Source organism: Uniformispora flossi (assembly GCF_049534875.1).
Taxonomy (GTDB): domain Bacteria; phylum Actinomycetota; class Actinomycetes; order Streptomycetales; family Streptomycetaceae; genus Yinghuangia; species Yinghuangia aomiensis.
Genome location: NZ_JBMULZ010000010.1, coordinates 58,523 through 83,421 on the forward strand (window position 1 = coordinate 58,523; position 24,899 = coordinate 83,421).

At 73.1% G+C, this 24,899-nt stretch carries 17 protein-coding genes; 1 reads left to right on the plus strand and 16 read right to left on the minus strand.

Going from position 1 to position 24,899, the window contains the following annotated elements; genetic code table 11:
• Positions 1-250: 250 nt before the first annotated feature.
• From ACPA54_RS22130 to ACPA54_RS22150, 5 genes are all read right to left on the minus strand, one after another.
• Positions 251-889 carry a hypothetical protein gene (locus ACPA54_RS22130; RefSeq protein WP_423532379.1) on the minus strand — a complete coding sequence of 213 codons (639 nt, stop codon included), beginning with the start codon at positions 887-889 and terminating at the stop codon, positions 251-253.
• Between the two features lie 86 nt (positions 890-975).
• Entirely contained in the window at positions 976-3,489 is a 2,514-nt protein-coding gene (locus ACPA54_RS22135; RefSeq protein WP_423532380.1) for an Hsp70 family protein, read from the minus strand.
• Between the two features lie 3 nt (positions 3,490-3,492).
• On the minus strand, positions 3,493-4,104 hold the full coding sequence (locus tag ACPA54_RS22140; RefSeq protein WP_423532382.1) for a nucleotide exchange factor GrpE: 612 nt from the start codon (positions 4,102-4,104) through the stop codon (positions 3,493-3,495).
• Positions 4,105-4,166: 62 nt separating this feature from the next.
• Positions 4,167-4,562, minus strand: a complete 396-nt coding sequence (locus ACPA54_RS22145; RefSeq protein ID WP_423532384.1) for a hypothetical protein — start codon at positions 4,560-4,562, stop codon at positions 4,167-4,169.
• A gap of 19 nt (positions 4,563-4,581) precedes the next feature.
• A complete protein-coding gene (locus ACPA54_RS22150) occupies positions 4,582-8,217 on the minus strand; it encodes a hypothetical protein (protein WP_423532386.1) in 3,636 nt (1,211 codons plus the stop codon).
• A 210-nt stretch (positions 8,218-8,427) separates the two neighbouring features.
• Here ACPA54_RS22150 and ACPA54_RS22155 point away from each other — a divergent pair, with 210 nt between their 5' ends.
• Positions 8,428-8,772 (plus strand): hypothetical protein, encoded by a 345-nt coding sequence (locus ACPA54_RS22155; RefSeq protein ID WP_423532387.1) that lies wholly within the window; start codon positions 8,428-8,430, stop codon positions 8,770-8,772.
• A 23-nt stretch (positions 8,773-8,795) separates the two neighbouring features.
• On the opposite strand, the gene ACPA54_RS22160 is transcribed toward ACPA54_RS22155, so the two are convergent.
• From ACPA54_RS22160 to mce, 11 genes are all read right to left on the minus strand, one after another.
• Positions 8,796-10,028 carry a styrene monooxygenase/indole monooxygenase family protein gene (locus ACPA54_RS22160; RefSeq protein WP_423532389.1) on the minus strand — a complete coding sequence of 411 codons (1,233 nt, stop codon included), beginning with the start codon at positions 10,026-10,028 and terminating at the stop codon, positions 8,796-8,798.
• Between the two features lie 2 nt (positions 10,029-10,030).
• The gene (locus tag ACPA54_RS22165) at positions 10,031-10,657 is read right to left on the minus strand and encodes a GTP-binding protein (protein ID WP_423532391.1); all 627 of its coding nucleotides are present in this window, start codon (positions 10,655-10,657) and stop codon (positions 10,031-10,033) included.
• Positions 10,638-11,078 carry a DUF742 domain-containing protein gene (locus tag ACPA54_RS22170; protein WP_423532393.1) on the minus strand — a complete coding sequence of 147 codons (441 nt, stop codon included), beginning with the start codon at positions 11,076-11,078 and terminating at the stop codon, positions 10,638-10,640. Before ACPA54_RS22170 ends, ACPA54_RS22165 begins: the two co-directional genes overlap by 20 nt.
• Before the next feature lie 5 nt (positions 11,079-11,083).
• Positions 11,084-11,536, minus strand: a complete 453-nt coding sequence (locus tag ACPA54_RS22175) for a roadblock/LC7 domain-containing protein (protein ID WP_345673148.1) — start codon at positions 11,534-11,536, stop codon at positions 11,084-11,086.
• Positions 11,533-14,130, minus strand: a complete 2,598-nt coding sequence (locus ACPA54_RS22180; RefSeq protein ID WP_423532395.1) for a sensor histidine kinase — start codon at positions 14,128-14,130, stop codon at positions 11,533-11,535. The genes ACPA54_RS22175 and ACPA54_RS22180 overlap by 4 nt, the downstream gene beginning before the upstream one ends.
• Positions 14,131-14,401: 271 nt before the next feature.
• Positions 14,402-15,349 (minus strand): ABC transporter permease, encoded by a 948-nt coding sequence (locus tag ACPA54_RS22185; RefSeq protein WP_423532397.1) that lies wholly within the window; start codon positions 15,347-15,349, stop codon positions 14,402-14,404.
• A gap of 2 nt (positions 15,350-15,351) precedes the next feature.
• Entirely contained in the window at positions 15,352-16,413 is a 1,062-nt protein-coding gene (locus tag ACPA54_RS22190) for an ABC transporter ATP-binding protein (protein ID WP_423532399.1), read from the minus strand.
• Between the two features lie 319 nt (positions 16,414-16,732).
• Positions 16,733-17,671 carry a coiled-coil domain-containing protein gene (locus ACPA54_RS22195; protein WP_345673152.1) on the minus strand — a complete coding sequence of 313 codons (939 nt, stop codon included), beginning with the start codon at positions 17,669-17,671 and terminating at the stop codon, positions 16,733-16,735.
• Between the two features lie 109 nt (positions 17,672-17,780).
• A complete protein-coding gene (locus ACPA54_RS22200; RefSeq protein ID WP_423532401.1) occupies positions 17,781-22,406 on the minus strand; it encodes a hypothetical protein in 4,626 nt (1,541 codons plus the stop codon).
• A 508-nt stretch (positions 22,407-22,914) separates the two neighbouring features.
• Complete coding sequence (ccrA, locus tag ACPA54_RS22205) at positions 22,915-24,252, minus strand: crotonyl-CoA carboxylase/reductase (protein WP_423532403.1); 1,338 nt, start codon at positions 24,250-24,252, stop codon at positions 22,915-22,917.
• Between the two features lie 187 nt (positions 24,253-24,439).
• Positions 24,440-24,880 (minus strand): methylmalonyl-CoA epimerase, encoded by a 441-nt coding sequence (gene mce, locus ACPA54_RS22210; RefSeq protein WP_345673155.1) that lies wholly within the window; start codon positions 24,878-24,880, stop codon positions 24,440-24,442.
• Between the last annotated feature and the right edge of the window lie 19 nt (positions 24,881-24,899).

Consider the following 24,899-nt stretch of genomic DNA (forward strand, 5'->3'; position numbering starts at 1 on the left):
GCCTGACAAGCGGCATGCCGACCCGTCCACCGGGCACCAGCCCGCGCACGCCGGGCACGGAAGCACCGGGGCCGACCGCCGCCAAGCGCGGGCCGTCCCACGCAGGCCGTCCCACGCAGGCCGTTCCCCAACCGGCATGCGCCGACTGCTGCCCACCGCGGGCCGCCCGACCTGCGCCTGCTCCCAACCGGCAGGCTGGTTAAGGGAGTTCCGAGTCGGCGCTGTGGCTGTCGGCCGTCGGCCGTCGGCCTCAACCGTCCGAGGTCGGCTTGGCGGCGGGCAGGGCTCCCAGGCACGCGGTGGCGGTCTCGTGTCCCGGTGCGAGGCGGAGTGCGCGTTGCCAGGCCGCGCGGGCGTCCGTGTCGGCGCCGAGCCGGGCATGCACCTTGCCGAGCAGGACGAGGGCCGGGACGTGTCGGGCATTGTCGGCGAGGACCCACCGGAGTTCGTCGAGAGCCGCCGCGTGGCGGCCGTCGACGGCGTCGGCGAGCGCCGCGTTGTAGCCGCGGTCCGCGCGCGACCGCAGGAACAGCAGCGGGGCGAGGTCCTCGCGGCAGTCCGGGCAGGTCGTCGCGCCGGGCGCGGGCGGGATGCGGCACACCGGGCACACGGGCGGCTCCGGCTGCCACACGCGCGGCGACGCGCCGTCGTCCGCGGTGGCGGAGGGCAGGAGCACGGTGTGCGTCGGCGCGGTGGCGGCAGGTGCCGGGGCGGCGGCGGGCGGCGCCCCGGCGCCGGCGTTCGTGTCCGACCCCGCGTCGGATGGCGCGCTGCCTCCGCGGCCGTCCTCGCCCGCCAGGGACGGGCCCCCGCCCGCGCCGACAACCCGGCCGAGGTCCGCCGTCCTGCCCGGGTCCGTGTCCGCGCCCGGATCCGACCCGCCCGTCACCGGCCCGTGGGCCGTCCGCTCCGTCGGCCGACTCGTCCGTCCTCGCCCCTTGCCGCTCTGCCGCCGTCCCCGCCCGCTGCGGACCATCAGTTCCCCCGATCCGTCGGCTTGACCGGGCCCGCGGGGCCGCGGCGGTCCTCGGCGAGTTCCGTCATGACCTCGGACCAGCGTTCCGGCAGCTCCTTCAGTGCCGCGTCCAAAGCCATCGTGTCGTCGGCCTCCACCGCGTCGTCGAGGCGGCTCATCAGCTGGTTGACGCGCATCGTCAGGCCCGGCGACAGGTCGCCCTGACCGGCGAACGCCCGGCAGTCCACGATCATCGAGATCACCTGCGGCAGCGCCGCCAACGCGCTGCGGGCCTGCTCGGCGGTCGCCAGACCCGCGATCCAGTCGCCCCGCTCGCGCGTGGCCTTGAGCTGCTCGCGGTACGACGCCAGCGACACGTTCTGCTCCGCGGTCAGGAACTTCCCCGCGAGCGCCAACGTCACCGACAACTGCGCCGACACCCCGCGGATCTCCCGCACCGCGGCGAGCTGCTCACGGGTGCGCCGGATCTCCCGGTCGACCGGCTCACTCCCCGGACCCTCCAACAGGATCCCCTCCAACTGCTGCACGGACGCCAGCAGTTGGCTGCGCTCCCGCTCGGTCATCTCGCGGTCCCAGGCGTCCAGGAACCCGACGACGCCCTCCCGGACCTCGGAGATCTCGCTGCGCTTCGCCGGGTCGAGCCGCCCGAAGCGCTGGAGCTGCACGGTGTGCGGCTGCATGCCCGGCGCCTTCACGTGCACCGACACGGTGATCGTCCGGTCGCCCGACAGGCCGAACGACACGGTCAGCGGCGTCCCGTTGGGCAGGTCGGGCGGGAGCTGCACGTTGACGTGGCCGCACAGCTCGTTCAACTCGGCGATGTCGTGCGTGCCTTCGTACACCGACACTTCCAGGCGGGTGGACCCGCCGCCCGCGGTGCGGAAGTCGCGGCTGACCGGGCTCGACGTCGGATATGTGGTGCCCTTCGGGATCACCACGCTCATCCGGCCGTCGTCCAGCTCCACCCCGAGGTCCTTCGGCGTGATGTCCTGCGGATTCGAGATGGGCATCGCGGCGCCGCAGCCCACGCAGTCGTCCACACCCGTCGGATTGACGCGGGCACACGCCGGGCAGCGCAGCCCGGCGTCGGCGGCCGTCGCCCCGCACACCGAACAGGCCTTGGCTTCCGGCGCATTGGCCTTGCCGCAGCGGTCGCACGCCCACAGTTCGGCGGTCGGCTCGACCCCGGACGGCCCGGCGGAAGCCGTCGGCGCGGCGGGGCTGTCCGCCACCGCCGTGCCGCACTTGCCGCAGGCCGCGGCGGTGGCGTCGACCGGCAGGAAGCACGTCGCGCAATCCACCTTCCGGCTGCCGACAAGCGACGCCCCGCACGCGCACGCCTCGTCCTGGAGCGCGTTGGACAGCCCGCACGACGGGCACTCGATGTGCGCCAGCAGCGCCGTCTGGATCGCCGCGCCGACCGCGACGCACTGCATCGGGTTGACGTCCTTGCGGATCCGCCCCGCGCCGAACACCGCGGTCAGCCGTTGCTCGACCATGGGGATCGCGGTGGACCCGCCGACCAGCAGCACCTGGTCGACCGACGCCACGTCCAAGTGCGCGTCGGCCAGCGCCTGCCGCACCAGGTCGACGGTGCGGTCGATCGCGGGCCCGACCAGCGCCTCGAACTCCTCGCGCGACACCTCGGTGTCCAGGCTGATCGCCTCGCGGCCCAGCGCGGGCAGCACGATGTCGGTGGCGAGCTGGTCGGACAGCGCGACCTTCGCCTCCTCGGCCGCGGACCGCAGCCGCACCTGCGCCGACACGTCGTCCGCGAGGTCCACGCCGTGCTCCGCGGCGGCGGCCTCGCTCAGCCGGCGGCGCAGCAGGTCGTCGAAGTCGTCGCCGCCGAGCAGGTTGTCGCCGCGGATGCCGATCACGTCGATCATGCCCTGCACGAGCAGCAGGATGGAGATGTCGAACGTGCCGCCGCCCAGGTCGTACACGAGGATCGTGCGCGGCTCGTCGCCCGCGTCCGCGGTCAGGCCGAACGCGATCGCCGCGGCGGTCGGCTCGTTGATGATCTTCAGGACCTGGAATCCGGCCAGCCGGCCCGCCTCGCGGGTCGCCGCGACCTGGCGTTCCCCGAAGTACGCCGGGACGGTGATCACCGCCCGGTTGAACTCCTCGTGCGTGCGCAGCTCGGCGTCCAGCTTGAGGCGGCGCAGGATCAGCGCGGACACCTCGATCGGCGAGTAGTCGCGGCCGCCGAGGCGCACCTGCACGTCGCCGTCCGGGCTGCGGCCGAGGTCGTAGGCGACCCGGTCCAAGGCGGCCTGCACTTCCGCGTCGTCGAACCGGCGGCCCATGAAGCGCTTGACCGAGACGATCGCCTCGGCGCCGCGGCCGCGCGCCGGAGCGCCCACGAGCAGGTCGCCGCGCTTGCCGAGCGCCACCGCGGACGGCGTCGAGTCGCGGTTCTGGCGGTTGAGCAGGATCTTCGGCTCTCCGCGCGACAGGTACGCCATCACGGAGTTGGTGGTGCCGAGGTCGATGCCGAGCGTGCGCTGCACGGATCATCCTTCCGAGTCATCGGGGGATTCGGGCGGTCGGGGCGGTTCGGGCGCCGCGGAATAAGGGGGGTCCGCGGGCGGTGCCGGGGCGGCCGGGACGTCGGGGGCTTCCGGGGGCGTGTCGGGCAGCCGGCTGACCACCACGCGGGCGCGGCGCAGCACCGCGCCGTCCTGCCAGTAGCCCGCGGTGACCTCGGCGAGGATGGTGTCTTCGGGCAGTCCCGCACGGTCCTCGACGGCGACGATGTCGCAGCGTTCCGGGTCGGCGACGTTGCTGCGCCGCATGCGGGTCACGCCCAGCCGGTCGAGGTTGCGCTGCATCAGCCGCTGGGTGGCTTCGAGGTTGTCGCGGAGCTTGTCGACGGCGGCGCTGACGCCGGACAGTTCGCGCGGAAGCTGGCGCAGCAGCACCTGGTCGAGGGCGTCGCACACGTCGAGGAGGCCGAGCGCGAGTTCGCGGCGTTCCGCGCCGATGCGGTCGCGTTCCTGGACGAGCAGCGATTCGAGGGTGGCGCGGCGTTCCATGAGGCGCGCGAACGCGTCGTACAGGTCGACGCCGGGCGGCTCCCCGGCGACCGGGACGGGCTGTTCGTCGATCCGGAAGGGATCGGACATCGGGCTCTCCTCGTCGGTCACGGGGGTGGCTCGCGGGGCTTCGGCCGCCCGGCCGGATGCGGTCACAGCGGCGGCCGCAGCGCGGGCAGGTCGTCCGGGTCCGGCGGCGGGAAGGGCGGGAGCGGCACGGGCGGGGGCGGCGGGAGGGGGCGGTGGTCGCGGGCGCGTTCCGCGTCGGACGCCAGGTACATCGCGGTCAGGTCGAGGGGCGGGAGGTGCCGCGGGTCGAGGAGGTCGCCGCCGTCGCCGAGTTCCGCGGCCGGGTCGTCGGGCAGGTCCGGGTCGAAGTAGTACAGGACGTCGTGTTCCAGCCGGTTGCGCAGCAGTTCCTGCCGGGCCTGGGTGATCTCCTGGCGCCGGTCGCGGTGGCGGGTGATGGCGCGGGCGTAGGCGGCATGCACGGCTTTCGCGTCGGCGTCGGGGGTGATGCCGAGCAGCGTGTACAGGGATTCGTCCACGATCCTCCTCGCAGCCGTGTCAGTAGCCTCGCGCCAGCAGGTGGATTTTGCCCTGGAGTTCGAGGAACTCGGCATCATGCGGCTTGAGTTGCACGGCCTGGTCGATCAGCGTCCGGGCCTCCCGGAAGGCCCGGCTGTTGGTGCGGTCGACGGCCCAGACCGCGTAGCACTGCGCCATCATGTTGCGTGTGGTCTCCGACCCGCCCGCATCGAGCGCGGCCCGGAACTGGGTGATGGCCGCCGAGTAGTCGCCGCCGTCGGTGAGCGCCATGGCGTGGTTGTGCCGGGCGACCGGCAGCAGGCCGCGCATGCGCTCCAGGTTCTCGGCTGCCACATCATCGGTGCGGGGCGTGCGGCGCTGGGCGTCCTCGATGGCCTCGGCGGCCTCCCGGAAACGCTTCAGGTCCATGAGGAAGTTGACCAGCAGCCAGCGGAGTTGCGCGTCGTCACGGCGGCCGATCGCGTATTCGAGGACGTCGATCCCGGCCGGGATGCCGTCGCGGCCGCGGTAGGTGGCGGCCTGCTCGGCGACCTCGGAGGCGTAGCGCCCGACAGCCACCCGCCAGGCCTTGTCCGCCTCCGCGCCGGGGGCGAGGTAGCGGGCCGCGTCGGCGAGGCGGTCGGTCCGGGCCAGGCAGTAGAACAGCAGGTCGAGTTCCTTCGGCTCGCCGAGGCGCTCGCGCAGTTCGAGGAGCACCTCGGCGGCCTCGCCGAACCGGTCGGAACGCATCAGCTTCGACGCCCAATTGGACGCGCTCACCGTGTAGTTCTCCCGAAACAGCGGCTCCTGCGGGGACAGCGCCAGCGCCTTGCCGACCAGCCGGTGCGCCTTCCCGGTCTCCTCGCGGCGGCTCAGCATCGCCGCCCAGGCGTTGTACGTCGCCGCCAGGTCGCCGATGATCCGCGCATCGCCGGGGGCGTACCGCAGGCCGCGTTCCAGTGCCTCCGCCGCGCCCGCCCGGTCGTCGCCCGCGAGTGCCGTTTTGGCGAGCGCCTGCGCGGCGTCGGCGATCATCGACTCCATGCCGCGCACCGGACCCGCGTCGGCCCACACGACGGCGAGCTGTTCGAAGAACGGCTCCCACGCGGCACGGCCGTGCAACGTGGTGATCTTGGCGGCGTACGCGGCGACCAGATAGTCGGCGGTGGGGCCGGTCGGCTTCGTACCCGCGAGTTCGTCGATGACCGCGTCGTAGTCGCCCTCGTCGAGCAGGAACGGGTAGCGGCCGACGCCCAGCATCGCCCAGAGCTCCGGAAAGGCGCCGGCGTCCTCGCAGAGCGCCGCGTAGCGCTTGATGCGCTTGACGATGCGGTCGAGAGCCATGGCGAGGCACGGCCCGTAACCGAGGAGAAGGATCCCGCTGGGTTGCGCGCGCAGCGGCTCCGCGCGTTCCAGGAAGGCGCATTCCAGCCGCCAGGTTGTGGCCAGCGAGCGGAAGTCGCGGCTCTCCGAAGCCCGTTCGCCGATCAGGCGGGATATTCGCTCGCGGTGGAAGTCGCGTGCCGCAGCGATGCGTTCGGGATCGGCCGGGCGCCCGGTGCGGCGGGCCAGATCGTCCCAGTAAGCGCGGCTGGAGAGCATCGCGGCCCAGGTGCCGACGAGCAGCCGCCACACGTCCCCGAACGGGGCGCCGGCCCGGGCACACTGCTCGGTGACCAGTGCGGTCCGCCACAGCACGGGCGGCGACTCGTCCAGACGCAGGGCACGCAGCATGTGCACGTACGCCTCGGTCCGTCGCCCCTCGCGTAAGTGCCGTCCGGCGGCGCGTTGCAGCAGCGTCGCCTGGAGCTGTTTCGGCCCCTGCTCGCCGAGCACGGCGAGCGCGGCGGCTTCGTCGCCCGCGGCGAGCGCCCGCCGGGCCCGCTCGGCGGCCACCGGGCCTTCGGCGGGAGTACCGCGGGCGAACTCGGCGGCCTGGGTGAGGGATTGCGTGGCCTCGGCGGGGCTCATGCCGCGGGTGTCGGCGGCGACGAGGGCCCGGACGGCATTGAGGTAGGCCTGGTCGACGGCGGCGGGTCCGGTCGCGAAGCGGGCGGTGACCCGGTCGGACAGGGTCCGCACCGTTTCCCGGTCGCCGCGCTCCACCGCCCAGGCGAGCCGGGCGAGGTCGGTGAGCGGTGCGGGGGAGCCGGCGATCTCGGCGAGCCGCGCGGCGGTCGCCGGTTTGCCGAGTTCCAGGTAGGCGGCGGCGCGCCAGCGCAACGTGCGCGAATCGGAGTCGTCGGCCAGCGGTCCGTCGAGCAGGGTGCGCAGGACCGTCTCGACCTGCCGTTCCCGCGGCTCGGCCGTTCCGGCGGCGGTGCGGATGGGGGTCGTGCCGAGGAGTGCCGCCTGGGCTTCGTAGCGGCGGGCCCGCAGGTCGTCCGGTGCGGCGCGGCCCAGGGCGGTCACGGCCGCGGCGTCGGGTCCCGCGGCACCGGCGAGGTCGCGGACGTGCGTTTCGGCGATGGCGAGCGGGTAGGCGGGTTCGCCGGGTACCGCGTCGCGGGCCGCCTGCCAGTGGGTGCGGGCCGTCGTGCGGTCGCCCGCGTCGAAGGCCGCCCGGGCGAGCCGGTCGGCGCGGGCGGCGGTGAGGACGGCGAGGGCTTCGGGTGCGGTGCCGAGCGTGTTCCAGCGGGCGACGGCCGCGTCGTATTGCCGCAGGTGCGCGTGCAGGAGTCCGCGCAGGTAGGGGTCGGCGACCGTGTCGAGCAGGGCCGCGTCCGCGCCGATGCCGGTCCGGACGGCGGTCACCGCGAGCCGCGGGGACGCCACGCGGGTGGTGTCGCGGTAGTCCTCGTAGGCCGCGTGCGCCTGCACGAGGTTGCCGTCGAGTTCGCAGGCCATGCCGAGGCCGAGCCGGGCCGCACCGTAGCGCGGATCCTGCTCCAACGCCGCGGAGAAGTGCGTGCGTGCGGTCGCCGGGTCGTCGTCGGCCAAGGCGAGGCGGCCGCGCGTGTAGGACACCGCGGCTCCGGGCTCGGCGCGGTCGAGATCGGTCTTCGCACGGTGCAGGTGCCCCAACCGCAGCAGGACATCCGCGCGGTACAGCTGGATGCCGGGGGTCTCGGGCGCCGCGTCGTAGGCGGCCAGCGCCTCGGCCGGGCGTCCGGCCGCGGCCAGCACGTGGCCGAGTTGCAGCCGCACGGCAGGCTCCCCGCGCAGCGCCTCGACGGCACCCGCCAGGTCGCCGCCGCGCGCGAGCGCGTGCCCGAGCAGCGCGGTCTCGCGCGGCCCCCGCGCGTCGTGCGCGCGCAGCACGGCAGCCACCGCGGCGAGCTGCCCGGACGAGAACAGCCGGTAGCCGAGCGTGAAGCGCAAATCATTGGCCCGGGAACGGAGTTCGGGGTCCAGGGTGAGCGGATGGACGAGCAGGCGCGCGGCGTCCTCGACCCAGTACGGGTTCGCGGCGAGCGCCTCCGCGTGCGCGAACGCCTCATCCGCCGCGCCCGCCTCGACGGCCATCTCACCCAGGCCGACGAGCGACAGCCGCCGGGATTCGTGCAGGTTCGGGGGCGTGCCGAGCCGGGCGATGTTGGCCAGCACGCGCTCGTATTGCCGCTTGGCGCGCGGGGCATGGCCGTTGGCCCGAAACTGCGCGGCGCGCTCGACGGCGGCGACGTGCTCCGCCGGGCTGTCGCCGATCCGGCCGAAGGCGTTGAACAGCCCCGCCATCAGCAAACGCCCCGGCGGCGCAGCAGGGTGGGGACCATGGTGCCGATGGCTAACCCCCCGTCACGACCGTGAACCACAGGGGGAGCTTGGCACGCCAAGAGCGGCCGGGGAATAGGGACTTGCCTCACGACCCGGCGGAGAGCGGCGCCGTCACCCGCTCGGCCGCTCTCCGACTCCCTACCGGCGGAAACCCGCCGATACCCTGGTCACGTGCCACGCCGAAACCGTCCCGAGCGCCGCGACCGCGGCGACCATCGCCCGCGCCCCGACGCCGACCCCGAGTCCGACGGCGGGTCCGACGGTGTCAGCGGCAGCTGGTTCGGGCTGGAAGCACGGGAAACCGACCGGGATGGCGAGTGGATCGTCCGCCCGGTGACCGGCGCCGCCGCGGGCAAGGTCTACCGGTGCCCGGGCTGCGACCACGAGATCGCCGTCGGCACCCCGCACATCGTCGCCTGGCGTGCCGACGGCCTGACCTCCGTCGAGGACCGCCGCCACTGGCACCGCACCTGCTGGGCCAACCGATCCCACCGGCACCGCGGCCGCCGCCGCTGAGGAAGCCTGCCCGATTCCCGCGCTCAGGCCAGCGACGCCAGATAGGTGTGCGCCTGCTCCGGCGTGTAGAACCACGCGTCGAAGTCCGCGGGCTCGTCGAACCCGTTGGCGAAACGGTCCGCCAGGACGGGGTGATGCTCCGCGGCAGCCAGCAGCTCCCGCACATGCGGCTCCAACGGCGCCAGCATCGCGTTCGTCCACGCCGTCACCGGGCGCCCGGCCTGCGCCCAGAACGCCTCGAACGTCCGCTCCATCCATGCCCGGTCGAACGGTTCTTCACCGCGGTCCTCGATCGCCGCGAGATAGACCGCCGCGCACCGCGCCGCGGTGTTGGAGCCCTGCCCGGTGATCGGATCGTTCGCCACCACCGCGTCCGCGACGCCCAGCACCAGCCCGCCGGACGGCAGCGACGACACCGGACGGCGCACCGTCGGCGCGTAGCGCCCGGCGAGGATGCCGCGCGCGTCGGTCAGCTCCACGCCGCCGGCCGCGCGGGCGTACTCCCACGGCACGAACTCGCGCATCAGATCCAGGGTGAGCCGCAGATGCGCCTCGGGGTCGCGGATGCCCTGGAACGCGTCCAGCGGCCCGCCCGGCACCCCCTCGAAGAACAGGATGTCGCACGGGCCCGACCCGGTCAGCGCCGGAATCACGATGAGTTCGCCGACGCCGGGCACCACGCTGATGCCGACCGGCGCCAGATCGCTGTCCGGGCGCGGCGCGAGACCGTGCACGTAGGCCACCGCCAGCGACCGCATCGGCTGCTCGAACGGCGAGCGCGCCGGATCCCGGTCGAACATCGCCGCCAGCGCACCCTTGCCCGCGGCGAGCAGCACCAGGTCGAACTTGCGTGCATACCAGTCCAGATCGGACAGCGACACCGGGTGCACCATCAGGTTGCCGCCGCGGTCCACGAACCGCTCCAGCCACCCGGCCATCTTCACCCGCTGGTCGACCGACTGCGCGAAGCCGTCCAGGCGGCCGACCCAGTCGATCGCACGCGTGCCGTCCGGTGCCGCGACCGCGACGCCGAGACCGTGCACGCACGGCGCCTCGTCCTCCCACAGGCCCAGGCCCAGATCGCGCTCCAGGCCCAGCGCGGTGGCGAACATGCACTGCGTGGACATCACCTGCCCGGCGCGGATCTCGTCGGGGCCGCGGTCGGACATGACCGTGACCTCGTACCCGCGGTCCTGCAGGCCGAGCGCCAGCTGAAGGCCGGACTGCCCGGCCCCGACAATCAGGATCTTGCGCACGATCAGCCCGTCGCCACCTGCAGCGCGTGCATCACCACCGACGCCAGCGCATCCGCGGCACTGCGCCGGTCGCGCGCGTCGCAGGCGATGAGCGGCGTCTGCGGACGCAGCGACAGCGCGTCGCGCAGATCGGCGTCCTGGTAGATCGGCGCACCGTCGAACGTGTTGATCGCCACCACGAACGGCAGCCCGCTGCGCTCGAAGTAGTCGATCGCCGGGAAGCACTCCTCGACCCGGCGGGTGTCCACCAGCACCACGGCGCCGACCGCGCCGCGCACCAAGTCGTCCCACATGAACTGGAAACGGCCCTGCCCCGGGGTGCCGAACAGGTAGAGCACCAGATCGTCGGCCAGGGTGACGCGGCCGAAGTCCATGGCGACGGTGGTGGTGACCTTGCCCGGCAGGCCGTCCAGCCGGTCGGTCGCCTCGCTCATCACGGTCATGACGGACTCGGTGGTCAGCGGTTCGATCTCCGATACGGAGGTGACGAGCGTGGTCTTGCCGACGCCGAAACCGCCGGACACCACGATCTTCGTCGAGGTGATCGGCGGCGCGCCGTCGTCCCGCCGGGCCGGCGGAACCGCCAGCGGCGGCACGTGCAGGCCGCGGTCAGAGCTTCCGTAGTCCACCGAGGAGCCTTTCGAGCAGTGCGCGGTCGGGGCCGCCGGCGTCGCCGGCGGTCTGGTAGACGCTGATACGGCCCTGCGCGGCCAGATCGCCGATCAGGACCCGGACCACGCCCAGCGGCAGGTCCAGCAAAGCGGAGACCTCGGCGACCGACCGGACGCCCCGGCACAACGCGACGATGGCGCGGACCTCCGGCATGTCGCCGTCGGCGGCGTCCGCGGCCGACTCCAAGACGTTTGAGCCGTTCGAGCCGTTCGAGCCGTTCGAGCCGTCCGGTCCGCCGGGTTCGCAGTCGAGGGTGGTGACGAGCGTTTCGACGGACAGGATCGGTCCGTGGCCGGTGCGTCCTCGGGTCATCGCGTAGGGGCGCACGCGCGACGAGCGCCTCGCGTTGCCGACCCGTCCCCCGTCCTCAGCGGCCATCGCGACTACCTCCCTGCCTCGGTGCCCGGTTCGTGGCTGCGGTGGAGCTGCGCGCGGAGGGCCGGGGTGAGAACGTGTCCGGCCCTGCGGACGAATGCTGTCATCTGATAGGCGACCACGGCCAGATCGCAGGTGCCGGAAGCGTGCACGCCGAGGCAGGAACCGTCGCTGATGGACATCGCCACGACGTGCCCTTCGGCCATCGTGACGATCTGCTGACGCACTTCGCCGAGGCCCATGACGCGGGACGCGCCCTGCGCGAGGCTGACGAGACCGGACACGATCGCGCCGAGGCGCTCGCCGCCCGACTCGCCGTCCGCGTCGACGAGATCACCCGCCGCGGCGAGCAGCAGGCCGTCCGACGAGACCAGCACGACCTGCCGGACCCCCGGCACGTCCTGCGCGAGGGCTTCCACCAACCACTTGACGTGTCCTGCGGCGGTGTCCTGAGCGTTCACCGAGTGTCACCTCCGGAAGCCGGTGCGGCGGATGGTGGGCCGGATGCGGGACCGGCGGACTGCCCGGAGCCGGCGGACCCGGACGGTGCGGACGGCTCGGGCGGCGCCTCCGCACCGAGCGCTTCCCGCGCGGCAGTGCTGCCCAGTTGGAACCCGCTGAGCCTACGCCGCAGTTCCTCGGCGGCGATAGGACCGTTCTCACGCAACCCGGACGCGGGGGCCGCGTCGGACGCGCCGCCCTTGGGCACCCGCTTGGGCAGACCGGACGGTGTGGCGGTCGTCGGCCGGACGGCGGCCCGCGACGGGAGCGGGGGAGTGGAACCGACGGGGGCTGACGTGCCGCCGTCGCCGGAAGCCGCGCCCGGCGAAGCCCCGCGCTGCGCGGCGGCCGGGACGGAGCCGATGCGAGGCGGGGCCGGGGCCGCGGAGCCGGGGGACCCGGGGCCGCCCTGGCGCGCCGCGTCGGCGGCCGCCGCGCCGCCGCGCTGCGCGGCAGCCGGGCCTGACGGCCCGCGGGGAACGGCGTGCGGGAGAGCGGAATCCGGGAACGCGGACTCGCCGGGCGCGCCCGGGGCGTGGGCTTGTGGGGCACCGGCCGTGCCCGACTGCCAGGCGGACAACTCGGCGGACCCAGTTCCGCGATCGGGGGCGTGCCCGCTTTCCAAGCCCGCGGTGGCCGGGTGGGACAGTGGGTCGGTCAAGGCGGGTTGCGCCCCGGCGGCGGAACCGGGGAACGCGTACTCGCCGGGTGCAGCCCCGCGATCGGCGGCGCGGGTGCCTTCCGGCTCCGCGGTGGCCGGGTGGGACAGCGGCTCGGGCAAGGCCCGTTCGGTCGCGGCTCCGGTGCGGTCGCCGGGCGGCCGTCGACGCGGCAACGCGGCCGCGGGCGCCGCCGCGTCCGACAGCGCCGACACAGCATCGGATGCCGCGGGACGCTGGGTTCTCGGGGTTGCCGCGGGCGTCTCGGCAGTCGCGGCGCCGGCCACTGCGTCGTGAGGTTCCGACGGGTCGGAGCCCGGTGCGGTGGCGCGGTCCGTCGGCGCACCTGCGGGGTGGTGGCCGGGATCGGTGGAGTCGCGCCCTGCGTCGGCGACCCGCTCGGACGCGTTGCCTGCGACCGTGTCGCTCTTACCCGGGCCTGTCGGCTCGCCCGCGCGCTGCCGTGGTGTCGGTGCGGCCTTCGGCACGCGGCGCGGCAACCCCGCGACGGTCGCGGCGGGTCGTGTTGCGTCCGCGTTGTCAGGCGGGGCCCCGCCCGGTGCGCGGCTCGTCGGTGCGCCCGGCGTCCGGTCGGTGCCTGCCCCTTCGGCCTTCGCCGCGGCGGCGGCGCCGAGCCGCGAGTTGCCGGCCGTCGGCGCCCCCTGGGCCGGGGTCCCTGCCACCGGGGCCGCCGGGGTCCCGTGCGCGGGCGTCCGCACCACCGGTGTCCCGTACACCGGCGTAGCCGGGCCTGCGCTCTCCCTGCGGCCCCGGTCTTTCTCGTGGCTGATTTCCGTCGGGCTGGGGCCGGTGCCGTGGACCAGGCCCGCCGGGAGCATGACGATCGCGGCGAGTCCGCCGTCGCGGCGGGGGCGGAGTTGGACGCGGACGCCGTGCCGGACCGCGAGGGTGCCGACCACGAAGACGCCGAGGCCGGCGAGGTCGGAGGCCGAGGCCGCCGCGCGGCCGCCCTGGAGTTGGGCGTTCAGCTCCGGAAGGCGTTCCGGGGGGACGCCGAAGCCCTCGTCCTCGACGGTCAGCAGGATCCCGCGGTTCTCCAGCGTGCGCGCCGCGACCGTGACGCGGGTGCTCGGCGGGGAGTACTCGACCGCGTTCTCCAGCAGTTCGGAGATCAGGTGGCTGATGTCGTCGGCCGCATGGCCGGACAGGTCGGCGCGCGGAATGTGGCCGATGTCCACCCGTTCGTAGAACTCGATTTCGGACACCGCCGCCCGCACCACGTCGAGCAGTGTCCCCGGCGGCCGGTGCCCGTGCCGCTCGTCGGCGTTCGCGAGCACCAGTACGTTCTCGCTGTTGCGCCGCATCCGGGTGGCCAAGTGGTCGAGCCGGAACAGGTCGTCGAGGCGCTTCGCGTCCTCTTCGCCGCGTTCCAGGCGCTCGATCAAGGAGAGCTGGCGTTCGACCAGCGTCAGCGTCCGCATCGACAGGTTCACGAACGATTCCTGCATGCGTTCGCGCAGCAGGTCGTCTTCCGCGAGCAGCAGTTGCTGACGGCGTTTGAGTTCGGCGATCTTGGTGCCGCGGCGTTCTATTTCGTCGGCGAGGCGGCGCTGCCCGTCGGCTCGCCGGGCGATCTCGGCCTGCAACGCGGCGAAGCGCTCGCCGACGAACCGGTGCTGGAGCCGGGCGGAGATCACGCCGACGATTCCGGAGGGCAGGTAGAACAGCGCGACTATGCCCGCGTGCAGGTTCGCCCCGTCGGAATGCAGGGTGAGGACCGACAGGATCGCCGCGGTGAGGCCGAGCATCGCGGCGGCGGTCGCGGTGGCGATCGCCGCACCGCTCATCGGGGCGATCCGGGTGCCCGGCATGGCCCATCCGGTTGCCGGTGGTTCGGCGGGCGGTTCGGCGGGCGGGTCCGCGAGGGGGAGCACGGGCGCACGCGAATCGGCCGCGGGGTCCGCGGATATGGCGTTTCCCCCGACCATTTTCGTCCCCTCCCGAAACATGGCTAGGGATCCTATCCTCACACTCCCGGGCCGGAAGGTCCCGGTTCCCGCAACTCCTTTGTCATCTTTGGCTATACGGATGCGTATGTTCCGGTTGGGCGGAAACGGCATGTCCGTCCAAATGCCGTGAAAACGCAAAGGGCCCCGTCCGGCACGGAAATTGCCGGACGAGGCCGAAGCGAAACGGGAGGCCGGATCAGACGTCGCGCGATCGCAGCAGGACCGCGCCGCCGAGCAGCGCCGCCCCCGCGTAGGCCGCCATGAGCAGCATGCCCGGCCACGGTTCGAGCTTGCCGCCCACGTCGCCCGCGCCCGCGATCATCTTCAGCAGCAGGTTCATCGGGTTGTAGTGCGAGATCGCCTCGCCGAGCTTGCCCGGCACGAACCCGCCGAACATCGACGGCAGCAGGATCAGGCCGAGCACCGTGGTGATCGCCCCCGCCGAGTGCCGCAGCATCGTCCCGATGCCGAGGCTGAAAAGGCCGATCAGCGCGAGGTAGACGGCGCTGCCGACAAGGCCGCGCACGATGTCGCTGTTCGTCGGCTCCCGCGCGACATCGCTCGCCATCATCGCGTCGCCGAGCAGGAAGGCCAGGGTGCACGACACCAGCCCGACCACGAACATGATCGCCGCGAACACCACGGCCTTCGCCGCGAGCACGCTCACCCGGCGCGGATACGCGGTCAGCGTCGACCGGATCATCCCGGTCGTGTACTCCGCGGAAATGGTCAGCACGCCCAGCGACGCCGCGGCGATCTGCGCGATCATCACGCCGATCAGGCTCAGCGTCACCGTGGTGTCCGGGTCGGTGTTCGGGTTCGCCGAGCCGCCGACGATCGCCGCCATGCCGATGATGATGGCGGCCATCACCAGCAGCGTCCACGTCGTCGACCGGACGGTGCGGATCTTCGTCCACTCGGACAGCAGGATCCGCCCGAAGTGCGGATGCGCCGGACCGGGCACGCCGAACTGCGCGGGCTGAACGGGGTGGGCGGGCTGCGCACCGGGCATGCCCGCCTGCGGCGGGTACGGCTGGGCGTAGGGCTGCTGCCCGTAGCTTGGCGCCTGATGACCGTACGGCGCACCGTGGCCGTTCGGCGCCGCGGAACCGGGCGGCGCCGGCGGGGGAGTCGGAGTTGCCATGGTCAGCGCTCGCTTCCGTGGGCGGGGATCTGCGGGGCGGGGTACGCGGCCGGCGGCGCACCGGCCGGCGGCATCGCCGTTCCGGGCGGCGGAGCACCCCACCCGGCGGGCGCCCCCCAGCCCTGCGGCGCAGCCGGCGCACCGGGGTGCGGCTGGCCCGGAACCCCGGCGCGGTACTCGACGGCGTTCCCCGTCAGCGCCATGTAGACCTCTTCGAGCGACGCGAACTTCGGCGCCAGCTCGTGCAGGGCGATGCCGTGCGCCGCCGCCATGTCGCCGATCGCGGCCGGATCCGGCCCGGTGACCCGCACCGCGCCGCCCTCGTCCGGGGCGACCGTCCCGCCCTTCGCCTCCACCAGCGCCGTCAGCTTGTCCAGCTGCGGCGAGCGCACGATCGTGTACGCCTGCGAGTTCCGCTCGATGAAGTCCCGCATGGACATGTCCGCGATCATCCGGCCCTGGCCGATGACGATCAGATGGTCCGCGGTCACCTGCATCTCGCTCATCAGGTGGCTCGACACGAACACCGTGCGGCCTTCCGCGGCGAGCGCCTTCATCAGGTTGCGGATCCAGAGGATGCCCTCCGGGTCCAGGCCGTTGACCGGCTCGTCGAACATCAGGATGCCCGGGTCGCCGAGCAGCGCGGTGGCGATGCCCAGCCGCTGGCCCATGCCGAGCGAGAAGCCGCGGGTGCGCTTCTTCGCGACCGCCCGGACGCCGACGATGTCGAGCACCTCGTCGACCCGGCGGCTCGGGATGCCGTTGCTCTGCGCCAGGCACAGCAAGTGGTTGTACGCGGTGCGCCCGCCGTGCATCGCCTTGGCGTCCAGCAGCGCTCCGACTTCGCGCAGCGGCGCGGCGACGTGCCGGTACGGACGGCCGTTGACCAGAACGTTCCCCGCGGTCGGCGAGTCGAGGCCGAGGATCATCCGCATCGTCGTGGACTTCCCGGAGCCGTTCGGGCCGAGGAAGCCGGTCACCGTACCCGGCCGGACCTGGAACGAGAGCTGATCGACCGCCAGCTTGGTGCCGTACCGTTTCGTCAAGCCTTGGGCTTCGATCATCACGTCCTCGTAGGGGTCGGCTTGTGCGGGTGCCGCTCCGGCGGGGCCGGCTGCGGGGTGCCCGGTGCCCTACCACCATAGAGAACCGACGGTGATCGCTTTGCCGCCCGCAAGGCGCGTTCGGAGACGTTCTCAAGTTCGAGGGAGGTCCCTCGTCTCCTCCGCGAGACGTAGGGGACCGCGCCGCCGTGCGGCGTACCGCGGCCGGACAAAAGCCGTACGGCCGCCCCGACGGATCGGAACGGCCGTACCGGCAAACGGGCGCGGCGTGCGGGAACGTGCCGCCCGGACCGCGCGGTGTCCGCGGACCCGGGGCGCGCTATCGGGTCTGCTGGGCCGGAACCCCGGTCAGCTTGTCGTCGTCGTCCCCGACTCCGCCGGCCGCGGCAACTGCCGCACCGGTCAGCGTCGCGAGCATCTCGCGGACGTTGGTCAGCTGGGCGTTGATGCTGTCGCGGCGGTGCGTCAGCGCCGCCAGCTCGCGCTCCGACTCGCTGCGGATGCGGTCGGCCTTCGCGCGGGCGTCCGCGACGATGTCGTCCGCCTGGCGCTGCGCGGTCTCGATCGTCTGACGGGAACGGCGCTCCGCGTCGGTGCGCAGCTTCTCCGCTTCCAGGCGCAGCTGCTCGGCGCGGTGCTCCACCTCGGACAGGCGCTTCTCGGCCTTGGCCTGGCGGGCGGCCAGGTCGCGCTCGGACTGCTCGCGGCGCTTGGCCAGGTTGGTCTCGAAGTCGGCGGCGGCCTGGGCGGCCTTGGCGCGGGTCTCCTCGAACAGCGCGTCGGCTTCCTCGCGCTTGGTCGCGGCGTCCTTCGACGCCTCCGCGCGCAGCTGGTTCGCGTCGGTCTTGGCCTTGTCGAGGATGCGCGAACCCTCGTCCTCGGCCTTCGCCTTGCGCTCCTTGCTGTACTGCTCGGCCTCGGCGCGGGTGTTCTGCGCCGCGGCTTCCGCCAGCTCGCGGTGCTGCTCGGCGGCCCGGCGGGCCTCCTCGCGCAGGTCCTTGGCCTCTTCCTCGGCCAGCCGCAGGATCTTCTCGACGCGCGCACCCAGGCCCGCGTACGACGGCTCGGCATCGGCAAGCTGGGCCTGCACGTTCTGGCTTTCGAGGTGGAGTTCCTCGATGCGCTTCTCCAGTGCGGAGATGCGGGCCAGGGCGCTGTCCCGGTCAGAGACGAGCTTCGTGATGCGGTCGTCGACCTGCGAACGGTCGTAGCCCCGGCGGACGAGATCGAAGCCGTGCGGAGAGTGTGTGTCGCTCATGGGGTTCCTGTCGTATGACCGGTGCGGTTAATGAGGTGACGGGTGGAATCCTGGCACGAATCAGACGGCTCATCGACCTACGCTGCGGAGAACAACCGGCTTTCGTCCCTCAATCGGGTGGTGACGCGCTGCTGTTCTTGCCCGACGACGAGCCGGCCGGAGACGCCAGTGCATCCAAGACGCCCTGCACGCGCGCCATTTCGGTGGCGATGTCCTTGCGGCGGCGGTTGAGTTCGTCCAACTTGCGCTGACCTTCGGCCCGGGACCGCTCGGCTTCCCTGCGAGCCTCGGTGCGCAGGCGTTCCGCCTCCCTCCGCGCGTCGTCCAGAATCCTGTCCGCGTCGGCCGCAGTCTTGCGGCGGACGGCCTGGGCCTCGCGCTGGGCGGCGGCGATCTGTTCGGCCACCTTCGCACGCAGGTCGTCCGCGCCCTTCTGGGCATCGCCAAGCCGCTGCTCCGCCTCGGAAAGCAGCGCCTCGGCCTTCTTTACCGCGGCAATACGTACCCTATCGGCCTCGGCGCTGGCCTTGTCGCGGATCCGCTCGGCTTCTTCCATGGCATCCGCTTTCGCCTTCTCGCCCTCGGCAACGGACTTGGCGCACTGTTCCTCGGCCGCTTCGACGAGCGCGTCGACGCGCTTGCCCGCCGCCTTGAGGCTTTCCGCGGCCTGCTTGCGGGCTGCTTCGACGGCTTCTTCGGCTTCCTTGTCCGCGCGTTCGCGGGTGGCGGAGGTGTCCCGGCGGGTCTCCGCGATCATCTTGTCGGAGTCCTTGCGGGCCTTCTCGATGACGTCGGCGGCCTCGGTGCGCAGCCGGTGGTCCTCCGCCTCCGCCTCCGCGACGAGCTTGGTGGCCTGCTCGGACGCGGACTTCAGCTTCTGCTCGGCCTTGCGCTCGGCCTGCGCGACGAGTTCGGTGACGTGGCCCTTCGTCTTGACCAGCGTTTCCTCGGCCTCGTCGACCGCCTGGTCGAGGGTCGCCTTGGCCTTCTCGCGCATCGACTTGGCGTCGGACTCCGCGGACTTCAGCGTCGCGGTCGCCTCGTCGCGGCCCGCGGTGCGGGTGCGTTCGGCTTCGCGCTCGGAGTCGTTCTTGAGGCGTTCGGCCAGCTTGCGGGCCGCGGTGACCGTGGCGTCCGCCTCGGCGCGGGCGCGCACCAGATGGGTCTGCGCCTCGTCGCGGGACTTGGCCAACTCCCGTTCGGCCTCGGTGCGCAGCCGCGCCATCTCTTCGTGCGCCGCATCCTCTATGCCGGAGACGGCCGCGCGGATGGTGTCGGCTTCGCCCTTGGCCTCGCGGATCGTGCGGGCGCTTTCTTCGTCCGCCTTGCGGAGCTTGAGCTGCGCGGCGTCCTGGATCTCGCGGGCCTTGGTCTCGGCGGCCTCGACGAGTTCGCGGGCCCGGGCCTGCGTGCGGTCGCGCAGGTCGACGACCTCCAGGCGGGCCTCTTCGAGGGCCTGCCGGGCGGTCTCGCGGACCTCGGCGGACATGCGTTCGGCTTCCGCGACCGTGCGAGCCGCGCCGGCTTCGGATTCCTCGCGCTGCCGGCGGACCGCCGCTTCGGTGTCCGCGCGCAGTTCGGCGGCGTCGCGGCGGGCGGCGTTGCGGATGCCTTCGCCTTCGCCGCGGGCGTCGCCGAGGATCTCCTCGGCTTCGGCGCGGATCTTGGCGAGCAGTTGTTCGGCGTTGCGGGCCGCGGTCTCGGTCCGCTTGGCCGCCTCGGCGGCGGCGCGTTCCGTGACGGAAGCGGCTTCCGCGGCGGCGTGTTCGGTCAGCGCCGCGGCTTCGGCGCGCGCCGCCTTGAGGGTGGCCTGCGCCTCGCGGCGGTCGGTCTCGGACGCCCGGCGCAACTCGGCGGCCCGCGTCTCGGCGTCGCGGTCCATCTCGGCGACCAGCGCTTCGGTCGTGCCGCGCAGGTCCGCGGCCCAGGCCTCGGTCGCGGTGCGCAGCTCTTCGGCCTGCGCTTCGGTCGTGGTGCGGACCTTGGCCGCCCATGCCTCGGTGGCGTCGCGGAGTTCCTCGGCCTGCGCCTTCGTCGTGGCGCGGAGTTCGGCGGCCTGGAGTTCGGACGTGGTGCGGAGCTGTTCGGCTTCGGACTCGGACGCCGTGCGCAGCTCGCGGGACCACGCCTCGGTCTCGCCGCGCAGCGCGGCGGCCCAGGCCTCGGTCTTGCGGCGCAAGTCGTCGGCCCACGACTCGGTTTCGGTCTGCAGCTCGGCGGCGCGGGTCTCGGCTTCGGTGCGGACGCCGGTCGCCCACGTCTCGGCGTCGTTGCGCAGGTTGTCGGCCCACGCCTGGGACTCCGCGCGCAGTTCGTTCGACCACGTCTCGGCTTCGCGCACGAGGTCCTGGGCGCGGCGGGTGGCCGTCTCGGTGTTCTTCGTCGCGTCGGCGCGGGCGGTGGCGAGGAGTTCCTCGGCCTCCGCGTGCGCGCGGCCGGCGGTCTCGGCGGCCTGCTGCTGGACGCGCTCGGCCTCCGCCTTGGCGGTGGCGACGAGTTCGCCGGCGATGGTATCGGCTTCCGCGCGCACCTGCGCGGCAGCTTCCGCGGACTCCGTGGCCAGGCGCTCGGCCTCGGCCCGCGCGGCCTCCAACCGTTCGGCGGACTCGGCCTGCTGGCGTTGTGTCAGGTCCCGGAGCCGGGCGGTGTCGGCCACCGCCTTCTCGCGCAGCTTGCCGGACTCGGCCTGCGCGCGCTCCAGGATCTCCTCGGCCGCGGCCTCAGCACGCGCCTTGACTTCGTCGGTGTGCGTCTTCGCCTCGGCGAGGAGGCGTTCCCCGGTCTCGCGGGTGCGCGCTTCCACGGCTTCGGCGTCCGCCTGGGCCCGCGAGCGGAGTTCGTCCGCTTCGGTACGCGCTTCCGCGGTCGTCCGCTCGGCCTCCGCACGTGCCTTGGCGAGCACCTCGTCGGCCGCCGCGGACGCGGACTCCAGCCGCTCGCCCGCCTGCGCCTCCGACTCGGCGACCATGCGGTCGGCCTCGGCGCGCAGCCGTTCGGCCTCGGCGCGGGCTTGGCCCAGGAGTTCCTCGGCCGCCGCGGTCGCCGCCGCCAACTGCTCCGCGGCACCGGACTCGGCCTGCGCAAGCGCCCGCGCCGCCTCGGCCTGCTGCTTCGCGGCGGCGGCTTCGGCCTTCGCGAGCATCTCGTCGGCGCGCGCGGTCGCGGCCGCCAGACGCTCGGCGGACTCCTCCTCGGCCTGCTGCTTCGCCGCCGTGGCCTCGGACTTGAGCCGGTCGGCCTCGGCGCGCTGCTCTTCTATCGCCGCGGTGACCTCGGCGTGCATGCCGAGCGCCTTCTCGCGGGCCTGCGCGGCCTCGTCGAGCGCGGCGTCCCGGTCCGCCTCCGCCTGCGCGACCGTTTCGGTGCGCAGGCTCTCCGCGGCGGCTTCCGCCTCGGCGCGCAGCCGGTTGGCCTCGGCCCGGGCCTGCTCGGCGAGTTCGGCGGCCTCGGCGCGGGCGGCCTCCAGCAGGCCGGACACCTCGCCGCGGATGCGCTCGGCTTCCGCGGCGGCCTCGGTGCGTACCCGCTCGGCCTGTTCGTCGGCGTCGCCGCGGACCTGCGCGGCGTGCTTGTCGGCTTCGCCCTTGACCTTCGCGGTGTGCTCGTCGGCGCTGGTGCGCGCCTTCGTCAGGACGTCCTCGGCCTCTTCACGGGCCTTGGCGAGGAGTTCGTCGGCGTCGGTACGGGCTTTGCCGATCAGCGACTCGGCGGTGCTGGTCGCCTTCTCCATGCGGTCCGCGGCGTCGGTGCCGGCGACCTGGAGGAGGGCTTCGGCTTCGCCCTTGAGGCGCTCGGCCTCCGCCTGGTGGCGTTCGGCCTCGGCGGCCGCTTCGGCGCGCAGGCGGGCGACTTCCTCCTGCGCGTCGCGCAGCATGCTCGCGGTGTTCGCCGAGGCGCCTTCGGCGCGTTCGGCGGCCTCGCCGGTGACCCGGTGCGCTTCGGCGCGGGCCTCGTGGCGGATGCGGTCGGCTTCCTGCCGGGCGCCGTCCACCAACGCCTCGGCCTGGTTGCGGTGGTCCGACGTGATCTGGTCGACCTGTTCGCCGACCGAGTCCGCGCGCTTCTGCGCGGCGGCCAGCATGCGGTCGGCCTCGGCCTGAGCGCGGGCCAGCACGGTGTCCGCGTCGGCCTGCGCGCGGTGCGCGGCGCCGGAGGCCTGGTCGCGGGCGGCGATCGCCTGCGCGGACGCCTCGGCGAGCAGCCGCTCGGCTTCGGCGCGGGCCTGTTCGACGACCTGGCGGGCGCGCTCGTCGGCCTGCGCGCGGACCTGCTCGGCCCACTGGACGTTCTCGCCGACGCGGGCCTCGGTCTGCTGCCGGGCGTGCGCCAGCTCTTCGTCGAGACGGCGGCGGCGGGCCGCGAGTTCGGCCTGCCAGTCGGCCTCGAACTGCGCGGAGCGCTGCTGGGCCTCCTGCATGAGGCGCTGGGTGTGGGCGCGGGACTCGGCGACTTCGCGCTCGGCGTCCGCGCGGACCTGCTCGGCCTGCAGCTGGGCGTTGCGGAGCATCTGCTCGGCTTGGCCGCCGATGCTGTCGAAACGGGGAGTGGCGAGCTGGCGTCTGAGGTCATGCAGCTTTGCGCGAAGCACCTCGACCTGATAACCGAGGTCCTCCGCGTGCGCGACACTCTCCTCGCGCTCAGTTCGCAGCCGCTTCATCTCGGCTTCGATCTGGCCGAGGCCGTCGTCAACCTCGAAGCGGTCGTCGTAGCCCCGCACTGTGGGGTCCCACTCCATCCCCTGGCCGCGTCTTCACCAGCGCCGTTACCGTATCCGACCCATCCCCGGGGCTGACCAGACCCGGACCGGCCCGAATCCGCCCGAGAACCGAACTCTTCCGGACTCCTCCGGACCCGAGCGGTTCCAACCCGATCCCGACCGGTCTCCGATCCGCGTTCGACCGGAAAACGGGGGATCCGCCGGATCTCGACCGTATCCGCCGGGCGGAGGCCGGTGCAGGCAGCCACCGTAATGCCCCGGCGCGCGAGCCGCCCGCCTGCCCGTGCGCCGCCAGGGGAAATGGTGTCAGATCCCGGGAGAGCTTAGTGCCGCCTCGACGAACGATTTCCCACCCGCACCCCCCAACCACGCCCCCAGCCCCCCGCGTTCCACCCCCCGCCACGTGACTCGACTCACACGACCGGCGGCCACCCGGCCGAGGAAACACCGCCCGTCCGAGGCGGCCCAACGCCCGCGGCCCCGCCTCCGCGCCGTTCGGCGGGGAAGCGGGGCCGCGGGGTGTGCGTCAGATGTTGCGGAAGCGGTTGATCTCGTTGATGTGCTTCGCGCGGAGTTCCGGGTTGCGGACGCCGAGGCCCTCCTCCGGGGCCAGGCACAGGACGCCGACCTTGCCCTGGTGCAGGTTGCGGTGCACGTCGAACGCCGCCTGGCCGGTCTCCTCCATGGCGTACGTGCGCGACACCGTCGGGTGGATCTTGCCCTTGGCGACGAGGCGGTTCGCCTCCCACGCCTCGCGGTAGTTCGCGAAGTGCGAGCCCACGATGCGCTTGAGGTTCATCCACAGGTACCGGTTGTCGTACTCGTGCACGAAGCCCGAGGTCGACGCGCAGGTCACGATCGTGCCGCCCTTGCGCGTCACGTAGACCGACGCGCCGAACGTCTCACGGCCCGGGTGCTCGAAGACGATGTCGACGTCCTCGCCGCCGGTCAGCTCGCGGATGAGCTTGCCGAAGCGGTTCCACTCCTTCGGGTCCTGGTTGTGCTCGTCCTTCCAGAACTTGAAGCCCTCGGCCTTGCGGTCGATGACCAGGTCGGCGCCCATGTCGCGGCAGATCTGCGCCTTGTCCTCGGAGGACACCACGCAGATCGGCGTGGCGCCGCCGTTGAGCGCGAACTGCGTCGCGTACGACCCCAGCCCGCCCGACGCGCCCCAGATCAGCACGTTGTCGCCCTGCTTCATACCCGCGCCGTTGCGCGACACCAGCTGGCGGTAGGCGGTGGAGTTCACCAGGCCGGGGGAGGCGGCTTCCTCCCACGACAGGTGCGCCGGCTTCGGCATGAGCTGGTTCGACTTCACCAGCGCGATGTCCGCGAGGCCGCCGAAGTTGGTCTCGAAGCCCCAGATCCGCTGCTCGGGGTCGAGCATCGTGTCGTTGTGGCCGTCCGCGCTCTCCAGCTCGACGGAGAGGCAGTGCGCGACGACCTCGTCGCCCGCCTTCCACGCGTGCACGCCGGGGCCGGTCCGCAGCACGACGCCGGCCAGGTCGGAGCCGAGGACGTGGTAGGGCAGGTCGTGCCGCTTGGTGAGGGGGGACATGCGGCCGTAGCGCTCCAGGAACCGGAACGTGGAGACCGGCTCGAAGATCGAGGACCACACGGTGTTGTAGTTGATCGCGGACGCCATGACGGCGACCAGAGCCTCACCCGGGCCCAGCTCGGGGAGGGCCACCTCGTCGAGGTGCAGCGAGCGGCGCGGGTCCTTCTCGCGGGAGTCCATCCCGTCGAACATCGTCTCTTCGTCCTTGTGGACGGTGACGGCACGGGTGGACTCGGGCAGGGGAAGGGCTTCGTACGCTTCCTGCGGGGTGTCCCCAGCAAGGATGGCGTCGAGGATCTCCTTCATCGTCGGCCTCCAGGGTCGGCGTCGGGAGTTGAGGGTTGTGCGGAAACTACCCATCGGTAACGTAACCGTGATCACCGGGGCGTGCCAAGGGGCGGGTCCGTAGGAATCCCGCCCCCTGTTTGACGCTGTGTCAGCGTTTTTGCCGGTTGCCGTGTCGGCATGTAACCGGGCCGGCGCCCGGTGCGGCTCAGTGCCCGGCGGCGTCCGCGGGCGCGGAGGTGACCAGCTCGGTGAGCACGCCGTGGCAGTCCTTGGGGTGCAGGAACGTGATGCGGGAGCCCATCGAACCGCGCCGCGGCTCGTCGTACAACACCCGGACGCCCTTGCCGCGGATGGCTTCGCTCTCGCCGTCCACGTCCGCGGTGCCGAAGGCGATGTGATGGACGCCCTCGCCGTTCTTCTCGAGCCACTTCGCGACCGTCGAGTCCTCGCGGATCGGCTCCAGGAGCTGGAGGTAGGACGCGCCGCCGTCGTCCGTCTCGTTGATCTTGAGCATGGCCTCGCGGACGCCTTGCTCCTCGTTGACCTCGGTGTGGAACACCTCGAAGCCGTACGTGGCCCGGTAGAACTCCACGGTCTCGTCGAGGTTGCGGCAGGCGATGCCGATGTGGTCGATGCGCGTGAGCACGATGCCCTCCCGGGTCGTC